Below are 19848 nucleotides of genomic sequence, written 5' to 3'. Positions count from 1 at the left end.
GGCGGATCGGCTAGCGTGATGCGCAACCAAACGTTGCGAAAGGTGACCGGTATGGAGTACGGAACGATCGAGCGGGAGATCCACATCGACGCCTCACCCGAGGTCGTCTTCGACGTGGTGAGCAGTCCCGAGCACCTGCGCGAGTGGTGGCCGGACGAGGCCGAGTACCCGGCCGTGCCCGGCGGAGCGGGGCGGATCTGCTTCGGGGACCCCGCGCAGGGCGGCACCTGGGTGCAGTTCACCGTCGTCGACGCCGTGCCGCCGCGGCTCTTCTCCTTCCGGTGGACCCACGCGGAGGGGGAGACCGCCGCCCAGGGCAACTCGTTCCTGGTCGTCTTCGAGCTCGAACCCCACGGCGACGGGACGCTCCTGCGGATGACCGAGAGCGGCTTCCGCGAGCGCGGCTGGGACGAGGCGAAGGTCGCCGCCGAGCACGCCGACCACGTCAGCGGCTGGGACCACTTCCTGTCGCGACTGCCGGCGTACGCCGCGAAGGTCGCGGCATGAGCGTGCTGGTGGACGACGACCTCTGGTCGGCGGTCGGCGACCCGACCCGCCGCCGGATGCTCGACCTGCTGCTGAGCGAGGGCAGCGGGACGGCGACCAGCCTGAGCGAGCGCCTGCCGGTGACCCGGCAGGCGGTGGCGAAGCACCTCGCCGTCCTCGACCGCGTCGGCCTGGTGCGCGCCACAGCCGCCGGCCGCGAGAGGCAGTTCCGGGTCGACCAGGCCCAGCTCGCCCGCGCCGTCGCCCAGCTCGCCGACGTCGGCACCGCCTGGGACCGCCGCCTGCGGCGCATCAAGCGCATCGCCGAGACGATCCAGCGTGACACGGACACGACCGACGAGACCGGCAAGAACGAGTAGACAGGATCACGGAGATGGCAGACATCCTTCACCGCATCGGCGTCGAGCGCTCCTCGCCGGAGCAGGTGTACGCCGCGCTCACCACCCTGGACGGCCTGTCCGGCTGGTGGACCGAGAAGACGTCGGGACAGACGGACCTCGGCGGTGTGATCGAGTTCCGGTTCCGGCCGGGCGGGTTCGACATGAAGGTCGCCCAGCTCGATCCGGGCCGCCTCGTCCGCTGGGACGTCGTGGACGGCCCGGAGGAGTGGATCGGCACCAGCATCCAGTGGGACCTCCGCCAGGACGGCGAGTACACGATCGTGCTGTTCCGGCACGAGGGCTGGCGTGAGCCGGTCGAGTTCATGAACCACTGCAGCACCAAGTGGGGCACCTACCTGATGAGCCTCAAGCAGCTCCTCGAGACCGGGGAAGGCGCCCCCGACCCGCGCGACGTGCGGATCAGCGACTGGCACTGACCCGCCGCCGCGCGTCGGGTCAGTCGAGGCAGAACTCGTTGCCCTCGGGATCGGCCATCACGATGTGGCCGGTCCCGAGCGGGGGTGCGGGCTCGTGGCGCTCGCGCCGGGTGGCGCCGTGGGAGACCAGCCGCGCGGCCTCCGCCTCCAGGGCCGCCATCCGCGCGTCGCCCGCGAGCCCGGGCGCGGCCCGCACGTCGAGGTGTACGCGGTTCTTGGCCTGCTTGCCCTCCGGCACGCGCTGGAAGAACAGCCGTGGCCGGGCGCCCTCGGGGTCGACCAACGCCGAGGCGTCGTTGCGTCGCTCCGGCGGCACGCCCATCGCCTCCAGTGCCTGGTCCCACGACTCGAAGCCGTCGGGAGCGCGCTGCACCTGGTAGCCGAGGGCCTCGGCCCAGAACGCGGCCAAGCCGGCCGGGTCGGCGCAGTCGAAAGTGATCTGGACGTCGCGGGCCATCTCAGCTCGCCTCCTGTCAGGTCTGTCGGTCAGTGTGCAGGTAAAGGTCGCGGAGCAGATACACCAGCCCCAGCCTGCCCGCCATAGCGGACAGGATCATTCCTAGATCGGTGCAACGATGGACCGGTGACCGTCGAGCGGACGACCGAGCGGGTGCTGCGACTGCTGGCGCTGCTGCAGCGGCGGCCGTCGTGGACCGCCTCCGCGCTCGCCGCACAGCTGGGTGTCACCGACCGCTCGGTGCGCCGCGACGTGGAGCGGCTGCGCGCGCTCGGCTACCCGGTGCACGCGACGGCGGGCGTCGGCGGCGGCTACCGGCTCGGCGCGGGCACCCGGCTGCCGCCGCTGCTCCTCGACGACGAGGAGGCGATCGCGACGGCGGTCTCCCTGCGGCTGGCGTCCGGAGGCACGGTCGCCGGGGCGGGCGAGGCGGCGCTGCGCGCGCTCGCGAAGCTCGACCAGGTGATGCCGTCCCGCCTGCGCGCCGAGGTGCGGGCGGTGCACGGGGCCACCGACACCCTGGTCGGCCCCGGGATCGAGATCGACGCGGAGCTGCTGGTGACACTCGCGCGGGCCTGCCGCGACACCGTGCGGGTGCGGTTCCGGTACGCCGGACGCGACGGCGGGGAGCGCGAGCGCACCGTCGAACCGGTGCGGATGGTCACCACCGGCCGCCGCTGGTACCTGATGGCCCGGGACGTCGACCGCGACGACTGGCGCACCTTCCGGCTGGACCGGATGCGCGAGGTGGTGGCGACGACCTGGCGCTTCCGGCCGCGGGAGCATCCGGACCCGGTCGCGTACGTGCACCGGTCCGTGACCGAGGCGCCGTACCGGTATCTCGGCCGGGTCCGGGTGCACGCCCCGCCGGACCGCGTACGGGAGTTCGTGCCGCCCCAGGTGGGGCGCGTCGAGGACGACCGCGACGGGTGGTGCGTGCTCGTCCTCGGTGGGGACGACCTGGACTGGCTCGCCGTGCACGTGGCCCGGCTGGGCTTCGACGCGGAGGTGCTGGAGCCGCCCGAACTGCGCGAGGCCGCCGGCCGGCTCGCCCGCCGCCTCTCGGCGATGGCCGAAACCGGCTGACGGCCGTCGCCGGCGCCCCGAGCTGCGTGAGCAGCCGGGCGGCGAGCTCGTCGGTGACGGCGGCGGGGCGTAGGACTTCAGGTCCTGGTCGCACTCCTTCCACCTGGCCGCCTTCCGGCCGGCGCCGATCTGTGACAGCGACCGCGGTCCGGCGACGCGGGCGCATGGTCCCGGGTGGAAGGGGAAGGCCAGGGCCGCAAGGAGGAGGGACCTGAGGAGGTTGCGCCATGACGGACACATCGCGCAGCGGGGCGGGTAGCGCCCAGGCCGGCTTCGCCGTGGTGGAGTTGTTCACCTCCCAGGGCTGCAACAGCTGTCCTCCGGCCGAGTCGGCGCTGTCCGAGATCGACCGCGACGCCCGGGAACGGGGGCGACCCGTCTACGCCCTCGGCTTCCACGTCGACTACTGGGACCACCTGGGCTGGCCCGACCCCTTCGGCGCCGCCGCGTACACCCGCCGGCAGGAGGACTACGCGCGGGCCTTCGGCTCGGGCGGGCTGTACACGCCGCAGATGATCGTCAACGGCACCACCGAGTTCGTCGGCTCCGACCGCCGGCAGGCCTCGGACGCCATCGCGTACGCCCTGAAGACGCCGGCCGTCACGCCGGTCACGCTGTCGGTGGCGGCCGCCGACGGGGGCGGCGGGCGCCGGGTGACGGTGGACTACCAGGTCGACCGGCCGCCGCAGCGAGGGATGGTGAACGTCGCCGTCGTCGAACGGGGCCTGGAGAACGACGTCCCCCGGGGTGAGAACGCCGGGCGGCGGCTGCGGCAGGACGCCGTGGTGCGCGCCTTCACGGCGACGAGACTGGACACCGGGAGCGGACGGGTCGAACTCGACGTGCCGGCGGATCTCGACCCGGGACGCGCCATGGTGGTCGGCTACGCGCAGAACGACGGTGACCGGGCCATCGTCGGCGCCACGGCCGTCGACCTGGCAGCCGGATGAGGCAGATGGCCCTGCAGCTTCCTCCCATCACCGTCGAGCGGTGGGTCAACTCGCCGCCGCTGACCCCCGACGACCTGCGCGGCCGGGTGGTCCTGGTCGACATCTGGGAGTACACCTGCGTCAACTGGATCCGCACCGCGCCCTACGTCAAGGCGTGGCACCGCGACTACGCGGACCTGGGCCTGACCGTGGTCGGTGTGCACGCCCCCGAGTTCGAGTTCGGCCGGGACGCCGCGAACATCGACCGGGCGGTCCGGGACCACGGCCTCACCTATCCCGTCGCCCTCGACAACGACTTCACGTTCTGGCGGATCCTCCGCAACGACGCCTGGCCGGCGAAGTACCTCTTCGACGCCGAGGGACGGCTCGTCGACCGGTGGGTCGGCGAGGGGGCGTACGAGCGGGTGGAGTCGGAGATCCGGCGGCTGCTGGAGGTCCGGGCGCCGCGTACCGGGCTGCCGCCGGTCAGCCCGGAAGCGGCGGCCTTCGCCGAGGTGGGGGAGCCCTCCTACGTCGGGATCACGCCCGAGACGTACGTCGGCGCCGACCGGGGGGTGCCGGGCACCTTCACCGTGACCGGCGACTGGCTCAGCGGCGGCGAGTACGTCGAACTCGTCAGCGGCACGGGGGAACTCGCCCTGCCCTTCAACGCCGGTGAGGTGAACCTCGTCGTCGACCCGGGACCCACCGGCCGGGCGGAGGTCCGGGTGCTGCTCGACGGCGAGCCGATCGGCGGCGAGCGCGGCGCCGACGTCGACGCGGACGGCGTCGCGCACCTCGACCGGGCGGCCATGGTCCGGCTCGTCGACGGCGCGTCCCGGGACGACCACCTGCTGAGCCTCGTCACCGGCCAAGTCGGCTTCCGCGCGTACGTCTTCACGTTCGGCCCGTAGGGCCGTCCTGACGTGGTGGGCAACGGAAGGGGAGGGGAGGGGAGCGATGACCGACACGACGGAGAAGGCGATCCTGGCCGGTGGCTGCTTCTGGGGGATGCAGGATCTCATCCGGAAACGCCCCGGCGTGGTCGACACGAGGGTCGGCTACACCGGCGGGGACGTCCCGAACGCGACGTACTACAACCACGGTTCCCACGCCGAGGCGATCGAGATCGTCTACGACCCGGACAAGCTGACCTACCGGGACCTGCTCGAGTTCTTCTTCCAGGTGCACGACCCGACGACGAGGAACCGCCAGGGCAACGACGTGGGGGCGAGCTACCGGTCGGCCATCTTCTACACCGACGACCAGCAGCGGGAGATCGCCGAGGACACCATCGCCGACGTCGACGCCTCCGGTCTGTGGCCGGGCAAGGTGGTCACCGAGGTCGGCCCCGCCGGCCCCTTCTGGGAGGCCGAGCCGGAGCACCAGGACTACCTGGAGAAGCATCCCGGCGGCTACACCTGCCACTTCGTCCGGCCGGACTGGAAGCTGCCCCGGCGAGGAGAGAACCGCGGTTGATTGCCGAGCCTCGGGCGAACCCGGCTGGAGCCCGGATCGTGTCGCCCGGGCCGCCAGCTTCGCTGACTCACCACGTGCCCGTACTCGACGGGTCGGCCGGGTGGCTCGACATCGAGCCGCCCGGCCGCGTCAGCTGCCTCCGCAGCCACTGATTGCGCCGAGCCGCGAGTCAGGTCCGGAACACTTCCGGAAATCGCGGCCGTGTCCGCTCTGGTGGATGGCGCCCGGTCGATCCCGGCGGGCGGACGGGCGGCAGTTCACCGTGCTGAAGCGCCTTCGGGCGGTCAATGACTCCGGAGTCGTTTCCGAAACATTTCCGGGACTTGTTGACTGCGTTGCGACGCCGGTCGATACTTTCGGCATCGACGGACCTCGACATCTGTCGATCCGGGTCGCCGCCGTGACCCGGCCTCCGGTCGCCCACCGCACGGCGACCGGCCCCCACCCCTGCCGCGTCGTGCGATGCCGGGCGCGCGGCGGTTACCCCACCGCCCCGCCCGGTCGCACCGCGCTGCCTGGCCCCCGCCAGCCTTCCCGAAGGAGGAAGAGCGCATGAACGACGTCCCCGCCAACCCGCCAGGCCGCAGGCGCGGCCACCTCCGGCTGCTCGTCGGCGCCGCCTGCACCCTGGCCCTGGTCGCGGCAGCACTGATGCTGCCCGGTGCCGCCAGCGCCGCCGTCACCTCGAACCAGACCGGCACCCACGACGGCTACTTCTACTCGTTCTGGACCGACAGCCCCGGGACCGTCTCCATGGAACTCGGCTCCGGCGGCAACTACAGCACCTCGTGGCGCAACACCGGCAACTTCGTCGCCGGCAAGGGCTGGAGCACCGGCGGGCGCCGCAGCGTGACGTACTCGGGCAGCTTCAACCCGTCCGGCAACGCGTACCTGACCCTGTACGGCTGGACGACGAGCCCGCTCGTCGAGTACTACATCGTCGACAACTGGGGCACCTACCGGCCCACCGGGACGTACAAGGGAACCGTCACCAGCGACGGCGGCACGTACGACATCTACGAGACGACCCGCTACAACGCCCCCTCCATCATCGGCACCGCGACGTTCAAGCAGTTCTGGAGTGTCCGGCAGTCGAAGCGGACCGGCGGCACCATCACCAGCGGCAACCACTTCGACGCCTGGGCGCGCAACGGGATGAACCTCGGCGGCCACAACTACATGATCATGGCGACTGAGGGATACCAGAGCAGCGGCAGCTCGGACATCACGCTGGGCGGTGGTGGTGGCGGCGGTGGCGGCGGTGGTGGCTGCACCGCGACGCTCTCCGCCGGCCAGCAGTGGAGCGACCGCTACAACCTCAACGTGTCGGTGTCCGGCGCCACCGCCTGGACCGTGACGATGAACGTCCCGTCGCCCGCCCGGATCATCGCGACGTGGAACATCAGCGCGAGCTATCCCAGCGCCCAGGTGCTGACCGCCCGGCCGAACGGCAACGGCAACAACTGGGGCGTGACCATCCAGCACAACGGCAACTGGACCTGGCCGACGGTCTCCTGCGGCACCGGCTGACCGCGCCGACCGGTGGCGCGGCGGCCGCAGCCGCCGCGCCACACCGGGGTGCGGTGGTCGGAAGCCGCCGCGCCACCCGTCGGGGTCCCGCCCGTCGCCCGTCACGTCCAGGGTGCGGTCGGGTACCAGGGGATGATCTCGCGGCGGGCGAGCAGGCGGACGTCCCAGTACAGGAACGTGAAGGCGCCCGCGACGAGGAACGCGGCGCCGGTGATCGCCGCCAGCCGGGCCGGACGGGCCGCGAACCAGGCCTGCAGGCGGCTCCCGGCGAACCAGGCGAGCAGCAGGAACAGCACCGCCATGATGACGATGTTGCCGATCGACTGGAGGGTGAACGCCGCCGCGCCGTAGAGCGGGTTCCCGCTCTCCGCCGCGTCCCGGAACATCTGCCGGAACAGCGGGTACGGCCGTCCGATGAGGAACCCGGCGACCAGCGCGCCCATGAAGACCAGCGGGGCGTTGGGGCGGCGGCGGGAGATCCGCGCGAACGGGTCCGGCACCACCTTCAGGGCGGCCAGGCCGAGGTAGACCATGGTCAGCCCGATCAGGCCGAAGACCACCATGGACTGGATGCTGCGCGGCGACAGGGACCCGGGCGTGTTCTGCGCGGTGGAGAACTGCGGCATCGACGTCCCGACGAGACCGACGACCGCGCCGTACGCCGCGGACACGGCGACCATGCCGACGGCCAGCCAGCCCAGCGGGCGCAGCGGCGCCAGGAAGCGGCCCAGCCGGCCGCCGGGTGAGCCGGCCAGGGGAGCGATGGCGCCGAACGCGGCGATGTTGCACGCGGTGAAGGTGCCCGCGATGCCGGAGACGAACGCGAACAGCACCCCGGACACGATCCCGGTCAACGGCGTCTCGGTGGGATCGTGGCCCAGCAGCGTGTCGGCGACGTTGTGGCCGATGGTCTGATCGACGAACTCCGCCGACCAGACCACGGTCAGCAGGAAGCCGCCCAACACGCTGAGCAGGATGAGCAGCCCGCGCCGGCGCGGGACGTGGCCGTTGACGAACAGGGACGTGGCGTGGGGTGAGGCCGACAGCCGGATCGGATCGGTGGCGTCGCGGGGGCCGCTGAGCCGGTCGGTCTGGGTCACGGAAGGCTCCTCAGGCGTTACAGACGGTGAGCCTTCATGATGGGGCGGGCCGGGCCGGCGATGGTCTTCCGGATTGCTTGAATGTGGGCGGGAACGGTCAGGGCAGCGGCCACTCGTGGACGGGCCGGTTGCTGTGCATGAGGTCCACGTAGTGGCGGACCACCTCGCGCAGCGCCGCGGGCCGGTCCAGGTGATCGGCGGACTCCAGCCGGTGCAGCGTCTCCACCTGCCAGCTCGCGCCGTTGCGGCCGGTGAGACAGCGCTTCTCGATGATGCCGAGCAGCCGGTCCCGCTCCTCCGGGGCCACACCCCAGCGGTCCAGTCCGTGGTGGGCGAGCGGCAGCAGCCGGCGCAGCACCAGCTCGGTGACCGGCAGGTACCCCAGGCCCGGCCAGAAGACCTGCGCGTCGATGCCGTACCGGGCGCAGGAGGTGAAGTTCTCCTCGGCGGCGCTGAACGACATCTGCGACCACAGCGGCCGGTCACTCTCGGCCAGGGCCCGGACCAGCCCGAAATAGAAGGCGCCGTTGGCGATCGTGTCGACGACCGTGGGCCCGGCCGGCAGCACCCGGTTCTCCACCCGCAGGTGCGGCCGGCCCTTCAGCACGTCGTACACCGGGCGGTTCCACCGGTAGATGGTGCCGTTGTGCAGCCGCAGTTCGGCGAGGGCCGGCACGCCGCCGGCCGCGAGCGTCCCGGCCGGGTCCTCCGGCTCGCAGATCGGCAGCAGCGCCGGGAAGTAGCGGACGTTCTCCTCGAACAGGTCGAAGACCGTCGTGATCCAGCGTTCGCCGAACCACACCCGGGGACGGACGCCCTGCGCCTTGATTTCCTCGGCGCGGGTGTCGGTGGCCTGCTCGAACAGCGGGACCCGGGTCTCCCGCCACAGTTCGCGGCCGAAGAGCAGCGGCGCGTTCGCGCCGAGCGCGACCTGGACACCGGCGATCGCCTGCGCCGAGTTCCAGTAGTCGGCGAACTGGGCGGGGCTGACCTGGAGGTGGAACTGGGTGCTGGTGCAGGCGGCCTCCGGAGTGATCGTGTCCGCCGTGACCGCCAGCCGCTCGACCCCGTTGATCGCGATCCGCAGGTCCTCGCCGCGGGCCGCGAAGATCTGCTCGTTGAGCAGCCGGTAGCGGGGGTTGGCCGACAGCGTCGCCGCGGTCAGGTGCTCCGGACGCAGCGTCGGCAGGATCCCGATCATGACCATGTGGGCGCCGACCGTCCGCGCCTTGGCCTCGGCGGCGTTGAGGCTGGCGCGTACCTGCTCCTCGAACTCGGCGGTGCCGGTCCCGGCGAGCCGCCGGGGCGCCACGTTGATCTCGACGTTGAACTGGCCCAGCTCGGTCTGGAAGTCCGGGTCGGCGACGGCGGCGAGGACGTCGGCGTTGCGCATGGCCGGCATCGACCCGTCGTCGACGAGGTTGAGCTCGATCTCCAGCCCGGTCATCGGCCGGTCGACGTCGAACCGCGACTCCCGCAGCATCTCGGCGAAGACGTCGAGGCAGCGGCGCACCTTGTCGCGGTACCGGGCCCGATCCTCACGGCTGAAGGTCCGCGCACCGACATCCTCGCCCATGGTCACCACCCTGTCACCGCTGGTTCCCCCTAAGTTCGCATGCCGGTACCGGTGGGGGAAGACCCATCGGTCCTCTTCTACCCACCCTGGGGCTCCGTGATCCCCGTCGCGCGCCGCCCCTTCGCGCCCGGCGGGCACAGTCGGCGCGGCTAGCATGGCCCGGCGGAAGGGGTGGGATTGTGACGATGCGGGAACGGGTGACCCGGCTGTTCGTCGTGGCGGCGATCGCCGAGGCGATCTCCTGGGCGGGCCTGCTGGCCGGCATGGCGGTGAAGTACGGGCCGCCGGCCAACGAACTGGGCGTGCAGGTCTTCGGTCCGATCCACGGCGCGCTCTTCGTCGCGTACGGCGTTCTGGTGCTCGCGGTGGCCCGGCTGCGCCGGTGGCGCCTGCTCACGGCCGGGGTGGCCCTGCTCTGCGCCGTGCCGCCCTTCGCCACCCTGGTCTTCGAGCGGTGGGCCCGCCGCCGGGGCCTGCTCGCCGACGCCCCCGCTCCGGCCCGGGACGCCGCCCCCGTCGGCTGACCCCCGGCGCGGTCACCCCGCCAGGAACGCCGCCAGGGTCGTGGCGAGCTGCTCCGGCGCCTCCTCGGCCATGTGGTGCCCGGCCGGCAGGCCGAAACCCCCGCGGTTAGGAAGGGACCCTTATACAACGCCAGGCGTTAACAAGGGGCCCTTCCTTTCACGTCAGCGCGGAGCAGGCGGCGACGGCGGCGAGCAGGAGCGCGCCGAGTGCGGCCTGGAGCAGCAGCGGCGGCCCGAGATGCGACCAGATCGTCGCGGTACGCGGGGTGAGCAGCTGCCCGGTGGTCAGGTTGACGATCCGCTCGATCTTCGGCGGCAGGTCGGGGTCGCGCTGGCGGCGCAGCGTGACCTGCACGTGGTCCGCCGGGTGCAGGGCGCTCTGCGGCAGGTGCCCGTGCAGCTCCACCTCGCAGAGCCGCCCCGCGGTGTCGCGCAGGCGGACCGGGGTGACCAGGTACTCCGGGCCCTTCTTCAGGTCCTTGAAACGGCGGCGCGCGCCCCCGGAGCCGGCGGACAGGACGGTGCGGACGAGGGCCACCAGCAACCCCGCGACTCCGGCCGCGGCCAGCACCACCACCAGCACCGGCTGACCCACCCGCACCTCACGGGGGTAGCCCTCGAGCAGTCGGACGACCCGGCCGGTGACGATCCGCGCCGTCGGGTGGACGATCCGCGGGGTTTGCAGGTCGCTGTCCATCGCCACCACCCAGAGTCCGGTTCCGTTCACCGATCGTATCGGCCCGGCCAGTTGAACGACGTGAATGAACGCAGGTCACGCCCCACCGAGCGGTTCAGGTGACAAGCCGGACGGCATGGGTAAGCGCAGGGCCGAGCTGGAAAGGGGTCGAGCATGCAGCTGTCCTTCCTGCGCCCGCTCTACGACCGGCCGGGCCCGTGGTGCTCGGTCTACCTGGACGCGTCCGCCGACACCGAGGACGCCCACCCGGCGCTGGACCTGCGCTGGCGCGCCCTGCGGGACCGACTTCAGCAGCAACGGGCCGACCTGGCGTCGATCGAGGCGATCGAACGGGTCGTACGGGGCCACGACCCGATGCCGGGCGACTACGGCATCGCGGTGTTCGCCAGTCACGGCCGGGTGGCGCTGTCGGAGTACCTGTCCGCCCCGCCGCTGCGCGACCTCGCCGCGTTCGCGCCGCTGCCGCACGTGATGCCGCTGCTCGCCCAGCGCGGCGAGCAGGTGGCCTGGGTGCGGGTCCTGGCCAACCGGGAGGGCGCCGACGCGATGGCGGTCAGCGCCGGCGGCGTTCCCCGGCGCGCCGCGGTCACCGGCCGCGAGGACTTCCAACTGCGGCGGGTCAACCCGGGAGGGTGGTCGCAGTCGCGGTACCAGCGAGCCGCGATGGAGGCGTGGCACCACAACGCCGGCGACGTCGCCGCCGCGACGGTGCAGCTCGCCGAGAAGGTGGGCGCCGACGTGGTCGTGGTGGCCGGCGACGTCCGGGCCACCGGCGTGATCGCCGCCCAGATGCCCGACCGCTGGCAGGACGTCCTCGTCCGCACCGACGCCGGCTCCCGGGCCAGGGGCGCCGACGACACCCTCCTGGACGACCTGACGGTGCAGACCATCGCCGAGGTCGCCGACCAGCGCATCACCGCCACCCTGGACCGGTTCGGCATGCAGGAGGACGTGGGTGCCGGGCTGGACGCGGTGGTGTCGGCGTTGCAGCGCAACCAGGTGGAGAACATGCTCATCGTCGACGACCCGTCGGCGAACGGGGAGCTGTGGATCGGACCCGAGCCCACCGAGATCGCCACCGACCCGCAGCAGCTGGCCGCGATGTCGGTACGCGACCCGGCGAAGGTCCGCGCCGACGCCGCTTTGGTGCGGGCTCTGGTCGGGACCGACGCCGAGCTGACCGTGCTCGGCCCGGACGAGGCGCCGGAGCTGACCGACGGGGTGGGCGCCGTGCTGCGCTACGTCGACGCCGGCACCCCCGGCCGGGGCGATGGTTGAGCGTACGGCGGCCGACCTGGTGGTCGAACGGCTCCGGGCCTGGCGGGTCCCGCGCGCGTTCGGCTACCCCGGGGCGGCCATCGCCCCGGTGGTCGAGGCGCTCGACGCCTCGGGCGGGGACCCCGCCTTCGTGCCCGCCCGCCACGAGGAGACCGCCTCGTTCATGGCCACCGGACACGCCAAGTTCACCGGCGGCATCGGGGTGTGCCTCGCCACCCACGGACCCAGCGCGGTCCAACTGCTCAACGGGCTCTACGACGCGAAGCTCGACAGCAAGCCGGTCGTGGCGATCGTCGGCGAGGACGTCCGGGGGCCCCTCGGGGGCGCGCACGAGCAGATCGGCCTGAGCCGGCTCTTCGGTGACGTGTGCAACCAGTTCGTCCGGTACGCGCGCGCCCCGGCGCAGGTGCCGGGCCTCCTCGACGAGGCGTTCCGCACCGCCGCGGCCACCCGGAGCCCGGTCTGCGTCGTGCTGCCCCGTGACGTCCAGGAGGCCGCGGTGCCGGACCTGCTGCCCGAGTCGGTCGTCGTCACCACGACGCCCGGCGAGCCGCTGGCCCGGGTGTTGCCCCGCGACGCGGACCTGGCGGCCGCGGCGCACCTGCTCGGCGGCTCCCGGCGCACCGCGATCCTGGTCGGGCAGGGCGGCCGGGGCGCCGCCGAGGAGATCGTGGCCCTCGCCGACCGGCTCGGCGCCGGCGTGGCCACCTCGCTGCTCGGCAAGCCGGTGCTCGACGAGCGGCTGCCCTTCCACACCGGGGTCCTGGGCGAGGTCGGCACACCGGCCGCGGCCGAGCTGATGGGTGGCTGCGACGCGCTGCTGATGATCGGCACGAACGACCCCTGGACCGACTACTTCCCGATGCCCGGGCAGGCCCGCACCGTCCAGATCGACATCGACGGCCGCCGAATCGGCTCCCGCTACCCGGTGGACGTGCCGCTGGTCGGCGACGCCGCCGAGACGCTGCGCGCGCTGCTCGCCCGGGTGCCCGACCGGCCGAACGCGACCTGGCGGGACACCGTCGAGGACTCCGTCGACCGGTGGCGCAACGAGGCCGCCGCGCGCGCCGCCGCGCCGGCCGAGCCGGTCAACCCGCAGCTGGTGCTGCACGAGTTGGCCGCCCGGGTGCCGCGTACCGGCGCGATCGCCGTGGACGTCGGCTCGGTCCTCCACTGGTACGCCCGCCACGTGGAACTGCCCTCGGGCGTCGATGCGCAGCTGTGCGGCACCCTCGGGTCGATGGGCTGCGCCCTGCCGTACGCGGTCGCCGCCAAGCTCGCCGCCCCGGACCAGCCGGTGCTCGCCCTGATGGGCGACGGCGCCATGCAGCTCAACGGTCTCGCCGAGCTGGTCACGATCTCCCAGCACTGGCGGGAGTGGCCCGATCCGCGCCTGGTGGTGCTCGTCCTCAACAACCGCGACCACTCCGGTATGGGCGGCGGTTGGGGGCCGACGGCCGACCTGTCCCGGCGCCGCCCCGACGTGCCGTACGCGGGCTGGGCCCGCCTGCTCGGGCTGCACGGCGTCCGGGTGGACCGGCCTGATCTGGTCGGCGCGGCGTGGGAGGAGGCGTTCGCCGCCGACCGGCCGTGCGTGGTGGAGGCCGTCGTCGACCCGGCCGTGTCGCCCGCCCCGCCGGAGCCGGCGTTCGCCGACCTGCGCGCCGTGTTCGCCGGGGGTGACGCCGCCCGTCGGGTCCGTGACCGGGTGCTCGGCGCCGGGCTGGCCGTGGAGGACCTCGTCTAACCTCCGGGCACCATCGGCGGGCGGCGGGCGCGGCTTCTCGCGGGCACGGGTCGGGCTGGCCGGTCGAGCCACCCGATCTGTGCGACCAGCGCCCGGCCTGCCCCGTCGGGGCGGCTCGACGGCATCCGTGCCGCCCGTCCCGATGCGGTGTCGCCGTGTCGTCTGGCGGCATCGGCACGGAAGCGGCCCCGGTGGGAGAGCCGGCACCTGCCGGGTACGGCAGCCGGTAGCCGACCCGGACCGGCGATCCGCCGGAGATCGCGGGATTACGACCGAGCGGTCTGGGATGCCCCGTTTGAACCGCATCGGGACGGGAAGCCGGGCCGCGTGGTGAGCGAACGAGGCAAGGTAGGGCCGGTGCACAAGGTGCGCGCGGGGCTCACGGCTGAGGGCGCCGGCCTGGCCGGCGACCGCGTCGTGGCGGCCGGCAGCGCGGCCCGGATCCTGGTCGGGGCGACGGCCCGGGCGTTGCGCGGCGCCGACTGCGCGGACCTGGGCCACCCCGGCCCGCTGTCGCGCTTCACCGGCGCGCCCGAGGCGGTACGGCGGGCCGCGGTGACCCGGGCCGCCGGCCGGGTCGCGCTGACCGTGGGCCAGACGGCGGAGGTGGACGCCGACCGGGTCGCCCGCTGGTTCGTCGACCAGTACCCGTGCCGCCGGTACCCGGGGCTGCTGCTCGGCTCCCCGCACGGCGCAACGGCCCACCTCGCGGTGGCGCTCGGCGTGCCGTGGCTGCCCGCGAGCTTCGAGATGAGCGTGCACTGGGCGCAGGGCGCGGTGGACCGCCCGGAGGCCGCCCTCGACCATGGCGCCGCGCTCACCGCGCGGCTGCTGGCCGGCAACCCCGACCTGCACGTACGCCAGGTGCACTGCCCGGCCAGCCGGGGCGCCCTCGCCGGTGCCACGGTCTCGCTCGCCGCGCGGTGGCGGCGGCTGCCCGCCGCGTACGTCCGGTTCCTGGCCGACCGCCTGGAGCCCGGCGCGCCGGTGCTGCTGTTCCGCGACGCCCGCACCTGGCCGGTGCTCGACTCCGCACCCGGGCACAGCTTCCAGGTCGGCTGCCCCGGCAGCGGGCTGGACCCGGTGGACTTCCACCCGGACAGTCACGCGCTGCGCCAGGTGCTCCGCTCGGCGGGCGGCGACGGCACGCGCTGGACGCCGCCGGAGGTCGTCGAGCCGCCACGCCCCGCCGAGCACGGCGTGGAGTCCGGTTTCGACCAGGCCGTACGGGAGTGGGCCGACGCGCACCGGCACCCGCTGCACCGGGTGCTCGTCCCGGAACCGGCGGCGCTGAGCGCGGCGACCGCCGACCTGTACCGGCGCTGGCTGCGCGCCGCCGGCAAGACCGGCAACCGCCTGGTCGTCGAGTGCGGCCGGCTGCTCGACCCGTGGCAGGTGGTCCGCGCGGGAATGGTGCCCTACTGGTGCGAGAACGCCACCCGGCGCAGCGTGGAGGGGGTGGAGTGGTGGCTCGCCGGCAGCGAGCCGTTCAGTTCGGTGGACGTCCTGCCCGAGCCGCCAGGACTGCGGTCACCGGCCCTCGCGGGGCTGCCGCAGTGGCTGGCCGTGGCCGCCTTCGGCCGCCGCCGGCGCGCCCTGGACCGTACGGCGGCCCGGGGGTACCCGGTCACCTCGGTGCCCACCCGCCGGGCGACCGAGGTGCTGCGGGCGCAGCCGTACGACCTGCCCACACCGCCGGCGATGAGCGTCGGCGCGGCCCTGGAAGCGCTCCGCGACAGCGGCTCCCACCAGGGCCTTCTGGTCTGTTGAGACCGGCACACCGAAACATCCTCGCGAACCCGGGGTCCCGTGATTGAGTACCTACGGAGCGGGAACACCGCTGGCTGCGACGGCCTGATCACGCCGTGCAGTGCGGCGCCGTCGCCCGCTGGCGTCCCAGTCACGTAACCCACTTCCGGCCCGGTGCGTGGTGCCACCACGCGCACGACCGGTTTCCCAAATCCGGGCGGGGGACCTTCCTGAGGGAGGCGCGGATGTTCGGACAGACCACCACAAGCACACCGCCACCTACCGACCGGGGCCTCGAAGACCTCGACGCGGCGGCTCTGGCGTACGCGGCACGGATCGAGGGACTGCCGCCCGAACGGCGGCAGGAGGCACGCGACGACCTGGTCCGCTTCGCGCTGCCGTTCGCGGGGCGACTGGCGCGCCGGTACCGGGGACGTGGTGAACCGCTGGAGGACCTGGAGCAGGTGGCCCGGCTGGGGCTGGTCAACGCGGTGGACCGGTACGACCCGGAACGGGGTTCGTTCACCGCGTACGCGGCGATCACGATCGTCGGCGAGATCAAACGCCACTTCCGCGACCGCACGTGGGGCGTGCACGTTCCCCGGCGGCTGCGCGACCTGATCCTCGAGGTGGGACAGGCGACGGCGGCGCTGACCAGCGAGCTGTCCCGCGCCCCCACCGTGGCGGAACTGGCCGAGCGGCTGGAGACGCCCGAGGAGGAGATCCTCGCCGCGCTGGAGTCGGCGGCCGGGTACAGCCCGGCGTCGCTGAACGCCCCGGTGGGCGGGGAGAGCTCGGCCGAGTTCGGTGACCTGGTGGGGGAGTCCGACAACGCCCTGGAGTCCGTGGACGACCGGGTGACCGTCAGCGGCCTGCTGCACCGGCTGCCCTGGCGTGAGCGGCGGATCCTCGCCATGCGCTTCTACGGCAACCAGACCCAGGCCGAGATCGCGGCCCGGTTCGGCATCTCGCAGATGCACGTCTCCCGGCTGCTGTCCCGGGCGCTGACCTGGCTGCGACAGGCGATGCTCGCCGACGCGCCGCCGCCGTGGCAGAACGGCGCCGGCGAGGCCGACGCGGTGAAGACGAGGATCTCGGTGAAGCAGAACGGCGACCGGGTGGTGGTCGAGGTCGGCGGGGACGTCGACCGCGAGGGCGCCGACCAGTTGCGCCGGGCGATGCTGGAGGCGATGACCGGCCAACCCACCGAGGTGGTGGTCGACCTGGTCGGCGCGGCCGGCTTCGACGCCGGCGGGATCGCCGCGCTGATGGCCGGCCAGGAGGCCGCCGCCCGCACCGGCGTACCGCTGCGGCTGACCCGGGTGCAGCCCGCGGTCCGCCGCTCGCTCGCCGCCGCCGGCCTCCCCCCGACCCGCGACTGACCGCACGAGGGGGGCCGACGCGACAGCGCCGGCCCCCTCCTCGTGCGGTCGGTTACTTCTCCGTGGTGTCGTCGGGGTGGCCGCCGGGGCGGCGCCACCGTTCGTTCTCCTGCGGTGCGCGCCGCGCGCCCAGGATGGGCTCCTCCGCCTCTTCGGTCTCCTCGAAGCTGGGCCGGCGCACCTCCTCCGGCTCGGGGACCTCGATCGGCCGGGCGCCGGACTGCGGGGCCGGGTGATGCGCCATCGCCTCGCGCGGACCGGCCACCGCACCGTCGGCGCTCGGCGATTCGGGCACGTGCCTCTCCATGTGCAACTCCTCACGGAACTCCTGGGGTGGCCGGGTGGCGCGCTGCGGCAGGTCGCGGCCGAGGTCGGCGACGAGCTGGCCGTACTTGGCGTCGAACGCGGGCCGCTCGGAGCGGATCCGGGGCATCCGGTCGAAGTTGCGCAGCGGCGGCGGGCAGGTGGTCGCCCATTCGAGGGAGTTGCCGAAGCCCCAGGGGTCGTCCACGTTGACCATCGCCCCGTACCGCCAGGACTTCCACGCGTTCCAGATGAAGAACAAAGTGGAGGCTCCGAGGAGGAAGGAGAAGATCGTGGAGATCGTGTTGAGGGTGGTGAACCCGTCGCTCTCCAGGTAATCGACGTACCGGCGGGGCATCCCCTCACCGCCCAGCCAGTGGTGCACCAGGAAGGTGCCGTGGAAGCCGATGAACATGGTCCAGAAGTGCGCCTTGCCCAGCCGCTCGTCCAACAGCCGGCCGGTCATCTTCGGCCACCAGAAGTAGAAGCCGCCGAATAGCGCGAACACCACCGTGCCGAACATGACGTAGTGGAAGTGCGCGACGGCAAAGTACGTGTCGGTGGCGTGGAAGTCGACCGGCGGGCTGGCCAGCAGCACCCCGGTCAGTCCGCCCAGCAGGAACGTCACCAGGAATCCGATGGCGAACAGCATCGGTGTCTCGAAGGTGATCTGCCCCTTCCACATCGTCCCGATCCAGTTGAAGAACTTGACCCCGGTCGGCACGGCGATCAGGTAGCTCAGGATGCTGAAGAACGGCAGCAGCACCTGGCCGGTGCCGTACATGTGGTGCGCCCAGACCGCCATGGACAGGATGGTGATCGCGATGGTGGCGAGCACCAGACCCGTGTAGCCGAAGATCGGCTTCCGGGCGAAGACCGGGATGATCTCGGTGATGATCCCGAAGAACGGCACTGCGATGATGTAGACCTCGGGGTGCCCCCAGAACCAGAACAGGTGCTGCCACAGCATGGGCCCGCCCGTGGTCGGGTCGTAGACGTGGCTGTTCAGGATCCGGTCGGACGCCAGTGCCAGCAGCGCTGCGGCCAGCAGCGGAAACACCAGGATCACCAGCAGGCTGACGAAGAGCATGTTCCAGGTGAAGATCGGCATCCGGAACATGGTCATGCCCGGCGCCCGCAGGGTCAGGATCGTGGCGATCAGGTTCACCGCACCGAGGATGGTCCCCAGTCCGGAGAGCACCAGGCCGATCACCCACATGTTGGCACCGACACCGGGGGAGTGCTCCACGCTGCTCAGCGGGTTGTACGCGAACCAGCCGAAGTCCGCCGAACCGCCCGGGGTGAGGAATCCGCCGATCACCATCAGGCCGCCGAAGAGGTAGAGCCAGTAGGCGAGAGCGTTCAGCCGGGGAAACGAGACGTCGGGCGCCCCGATCTGGATCGGCACGATGTAGTTGGCGAACCCGAACGCGGCCGGGGTGGCGAACAGCAGCAGCATGATCGTGCCGTGCGAGGTGAAGAGCTGGTTGTACTGCTCCGGGGACAGGAACTGCAGGCCGGGCCGGGCCAGTTCGGCGCGCATCAGCATCGCCTGGAGGCCGGCGATCAGGAAGAACCCGAACGAGGAGAGCAGGTAGAGCAGACCGATCTGCTTGTGGTCGGTGGTGCGCAGCCACCGGGTCAGCCTGCTGCCGGGCAGCGCCGGCCGCAGCTGGCCCGGGTAGCCGCCGAAGCGCGCCGGCGCCAGGATCGCCGGACCCCGGTCGCGTGGTTCCGTGGTGACCCGCTTGGGCATTGGAAGCATCACCCCCGCCGTGACGACAGTTGGACCGGGCGCGCCTACCCGCGCCTCTGCCCATGAAACCAGGCGAGAGCGACCATTAAGGCTATAGCGGTAATTTGGGGTTAATTGGCGGCCACGGTCGCCCAGACGGCCTTGCCCGCACCGGCCGGCACGCAGCCCCAGCGCTCGGCCAGCTCCCGGACCAGCAGCAGGCCCCGCCCGCCCTCGGCCCGGAGGTCCGGCCGCCCGGCACGGGCCGGGCTACGGCTGCCGTCCTGCACCGCCACGTGCAGGTACGGGCGGCGCAGGGTCAGCGTCACCTGCATCGGGGTGTGCGCGTGCCGGACCACGTTGCCGACCAGCTCACTGAGCACCAGCGACGCCGGCCCGGCCGCCCCCGGCACGTTCCACCGGGCGCACGCGTCCCCGACCAGCTCGCGGGCCAGTCGGCAGGCCTCCGCCACCGGCTCCAGCCGGGTGCGCAGCCGGGGCGCCACGGCCCGCCGGGCCTCGTGGGTCGCCTCGGCGCAGTCCTGCCGTACCGGCAGCACCCGGGCCAGGGTCGACTCGGCCAGCCACCTCGCCGCCTCCGGCGGCGGGGCGCACACCACCATCGGGACCGCCGGCCAGTCGGCCGCCCGGCGCGCGGTGGTGGCGAAGACCGACAGGGCCAGCCGGTCGCGGACGGTGACACCGGCCAGGTCGACCACCAGCGCGTCGGGCTGTGTGGACAGGCACCGGTCCAGCACCGTACGCACCGCGCGCATGCTGCCCAGATCGAGACCGCCGTACAGCCGCACGACCGTCACCGGCGCCCAGTCGCGCACCTCACAGGTGATCCGGCTCGGCATGCGGCCCTCGCCTCCCGTCCGTCGGAACCTGCGAACTACCCGCGCCTGAGCAGGGCGAAACCGGACCGAGACCGGGGTCACCGGGCGCGTCG

19 protein-coding genes are annotated in these 19848 nt (G+C 72.9%); 13 read left to right on the top strand and 6 right to left on the bottom strand.

The window, feature by feature from the left end; all coding sequences use genetic code 11:
• Positions 1 to 51 precede the first annotated feature (51 nt).
• From ACN26Y_RS23475 to ACN26Y_RS23465, 3 genes are read left to right on the top strand one after another with little or no spacing between them, the layout of a single operon-like run.
• Positions 52 to 507: an SRPBCC domain-containing protein gene (locus tag ACN26Y_RS23475; protein ID WP_422733523.1), complete on the top strand. Its 456-nt coding sequence runs from the start codon at positions 52 to 54 to the stop codon at positions 505 to 507.
• Positions 504 to 866, top strand: coding sequence for an ArsR/SmtB family transcription factor (locus tag ACN26Y_RS23470; protein ID WP_155332358.1), 363 nt, complete (start codon positions 504 to 506; stop codon positions 864 to 866). Before ACN26Y_RS23475 ends, ACN26Y_RS23470 begins: the two co-directional genes overlap by 4 nt.
• 14 nt (positions 867 to 880) lie before the next feature.
• Positions 881 to 1324: an SRPBCC family protein gene (locus ACN26Y_RS23465; protein ID WP_155332357.1), complete on the top strand. Its 444-nt coding sequence runs from the start codon at positions 881 to 883 to the stop codon at positions 1322 to 1324.
• A 19-nt stretch (positions 1325 to 1343) separates the two neighbouring features.
• Here ACN26Y_RS23465 and ACN26Y_RS23460 read toward each other — a convergent pair whose 3' ends face one another.
• Positions 1344 to 1781, bottom strand: a complete 438-nt coding sequence (locus tag ACN26Y_RS23460; RefSeq protein ID WP_155332356.1) for a VOC family protein — start codon at positions 1779 to 1781, stop codon at positions 1344 to 1346.
• Positions 1782 to 1907: 126 nt separating this feature from the next.
• On the opposite strand from ACN26Y_RS23460, the gene ACN26Y_RS23455 reads away from it, so the two are divergent.
• The 5 genes from ACN26Y_RS23455 to ACN26Y_RS23435 all read left to right on the top strand — a co-directional run bounded on the left by ACN26Y_RS23455 (position 1908) and on the right by ACN26Y_RS23435 (position 6805).
• Positions 1908 to 2867: a helix-turn-helix transcriptional regulator gene (locus tag ACN26Y_RS23455; RefSeq protein ID WP_422733522.1), complete on the top strand. Its 960-nt coding sequence runs from the start codon at positions 1908 to 1910 to the stop codon at positions 2865 to 2867.
• A 227-nt stretch (positions 2868 to 3094) separates the two neighbouring features.
• The gene (locus ACN26Y_RS23450; RefSeq protein ID WP_422733521.1) at positions 3095 to 3817 is read left to right on the top strand and encodes a DUF1223 domain-containing protein; all 723 of its coding nucleotides are present in this window, start codon (positions 3095 to 3097) and stop codon (positions 3815 to 3817) included.
• Between the two features lie 5 nt (positions 3818 to 3822).
• Positions 3823 to 4710 (top strand): redoxin, encoded by an 888-nt coding sequence (locus ACN26Y_RS23445; RefSeq protein WP_422733520.1) that lies wholly within the window; start codon positions 3823 to 3825, stop codon positions 4708 to 4710.
• Positions 4711 to 4756: 46 nt separating this feature from the next.
• Entirely contained in the window at positions 4757 to 5275 is a 519-nt protein-coding gene (gene msrA, locus ACN26Y_RS23440; RefSeq protein WP_155332352.1) for a peptide-methionine (S)-S-oxide reductase MsrA, read from the top strand.
• Positions 5276 to 5827: 552 nt separating this feature from the next.
• Positions 5828 to 6805 (top strand): glycoside hydrolase family 11 protein, encoded by a 978-nt coding sequence (locus ACN26Y_RS23435; protein WP_422733519.1) that lies wholly within the window; start codon positions 5828 to 5830, stop codon positions 6803 to 6805.
• A gap of 101 nt (positions 6806 to 6906) precedes the next feature.
• Here ACN26Y_RS23435 and ACN26Y_RS23430 read toward each other — a convergent pair whose 3' ends face one another.
• Positions 6907 to 7905 (bottom strand): hypothetical protein, encoded by a 999-nt coding sequence (locus tag ACN26Y_RS23430; protein WP_155332350.1) that lies wholly within the window; start codon positions 7903 to 7905, stop codon positions 6907 to 6909.
• Positions 7906 to 8002: 97 nt separating this feature from the next.
• Positions 8003 to 9481, bottom strand: a complete 1479-nt coding sequence (locus ACN26Y_RS23425) for a glutamate--cysteine ligase (protein ID WP_155332349.1) — start codon at positions 9479 to 9481, stop codon at positions 8003 to 8005.
• A gap of 185 nt (positions 9482 to 9666) precedes the next feature.
• Between ACN26Y_RS23425 and ACN26Y_RS23420 the strand changes: the two genes are divergently transcribed.
• Positions 9667 to 10005 (top strand): DUF3817 domain-containing protein, encoded by a 339-nt coding sequence (locus ACN26Y_RS23420; RefSeq protein WP_155332348.1) that lies wholly within the window; start codon positions 9667 to 9669, stop codon positions 10003 to 10005.
• Positions 10006 to 10162: 157 nt separating this feature from the next.
• Here ACN26Y_RS23420 and ACN26Y_RS23415 read toward each other — a convergent pair whose 3' ends face one another.
• On the bottom strand, positions 10163 to 10711 hold the full coding sequence (locus ACN26Y_RS23415) for a hypothetical protein (RefSeq protein WP_422734967.1): 549 nt from the start codon (positions 10709 to 10711) through the stop codon (positions 10163 to 10165).
• A 144-nt stretch (positions 10712 to 10855) separates the two neighbouring features.
• On the opposite strand from ACN26Y_RS23415, the gene ACN26Y_RS23410 reads away from it, so the two are divergent.
• From ACN26Y_RS23410 to ACN26Y_RS23395, 4 genes are all read left to right on the top strand, one after another.
• Positions 10856 to 11980 carry a Vms1/Ankzf1 family peptidyl-tRNA hydrolase gene (locus ACN26Y_RS23410; RefSeq protein ID WP_155332347.1) on the top strand — a complete coding sequence of 375 codons (1125 nt, stop codon included), beginning with the start codon at positions 10856 to 10858 and terminating at the stop codon, positions 11978 to 11980.
• Positions 11973 to 13727 (top strand): thiamine pyrophosphate-binding protein, encoded by a 1755-nt coding sequence (locus ACN26Y_RS23405; protein WP_155332346.1) that lies wholly within the window; start codon positions 11973 to 11975, stop codon positions 13725 to 13727. Before ACN26Y_RS23410 ends, ACN26Y_RS23405 begins: the two co-directional genes overlap by 8 nt.
• Positions 13728 to 14084: 357 nt before the next feature.
• The gene (locus ACN26Y_RS23400) at positions 14085 to 15497 is read left to right on the top strand and encodes a hypothetical protein (RefSeq protein WP_366599244.1); all 1413 of its coding nucleotides are present in this window, start codon (positions 14085 to 14087) and stop codon (positions 15495 to 15497) included.
• Positions 15498 to 15721: 224 nt separating this feature from the next.
• The gene (locus tag ACN26Y_RS23395) at positions 15722 to 16858 is read left to right on the top strand and encodes a SigB/SigF/SigG family RNA polymerase sigma factor (RefSeq protein WP_155332345.1); all 1137 of its coding nucleotides are present in this window, start codon (positions 15722 to 15724) and stop codon (positions 16856 to 16858) included.
• Between the two features lie 52 nt (positions 16859 to 16910).
• Here ACN26Y_RS23395 and ctaD read toward each other — a convergent pair whose 3' ends face one another.
• On the bottom strand, positions 16911 to 18917 hold the full coding sequence (gene ctaD / locus ACN26Y_RS23390) for a cytochrome c oxidase subunit I (protein WP_155332344.1): 2007 nt from the start codon (positions 18915 to 18917) through the stop codon (positions 16911 to 16913).
• 110 nt (positions 18918 to 19027) lie between these two features.
• Positions 19028 to 19756, bottom strand: a complete 729-nt coding sequence (locus ACN26Y_RS23385; protein ID WP_155332343.1) for an ATP-binding protein — start codon at positions 19754 to 19756, stop codon at positions 19028 to 19030.
• Positions 19757 to 19848: the final 92 nt, after the last annotated feature.

The organism is Micromonospora sp. WMMD558, assembly GCF_049315255.1.
Lineage (GTDB): Bacteria > Actinomycetota > Actinomycetes > Mycobacteriales > Micromonosporaceae > Micromonospora.
This window is presented reverse-complemented; position numbering and strand designations above follow the sequence as displayed.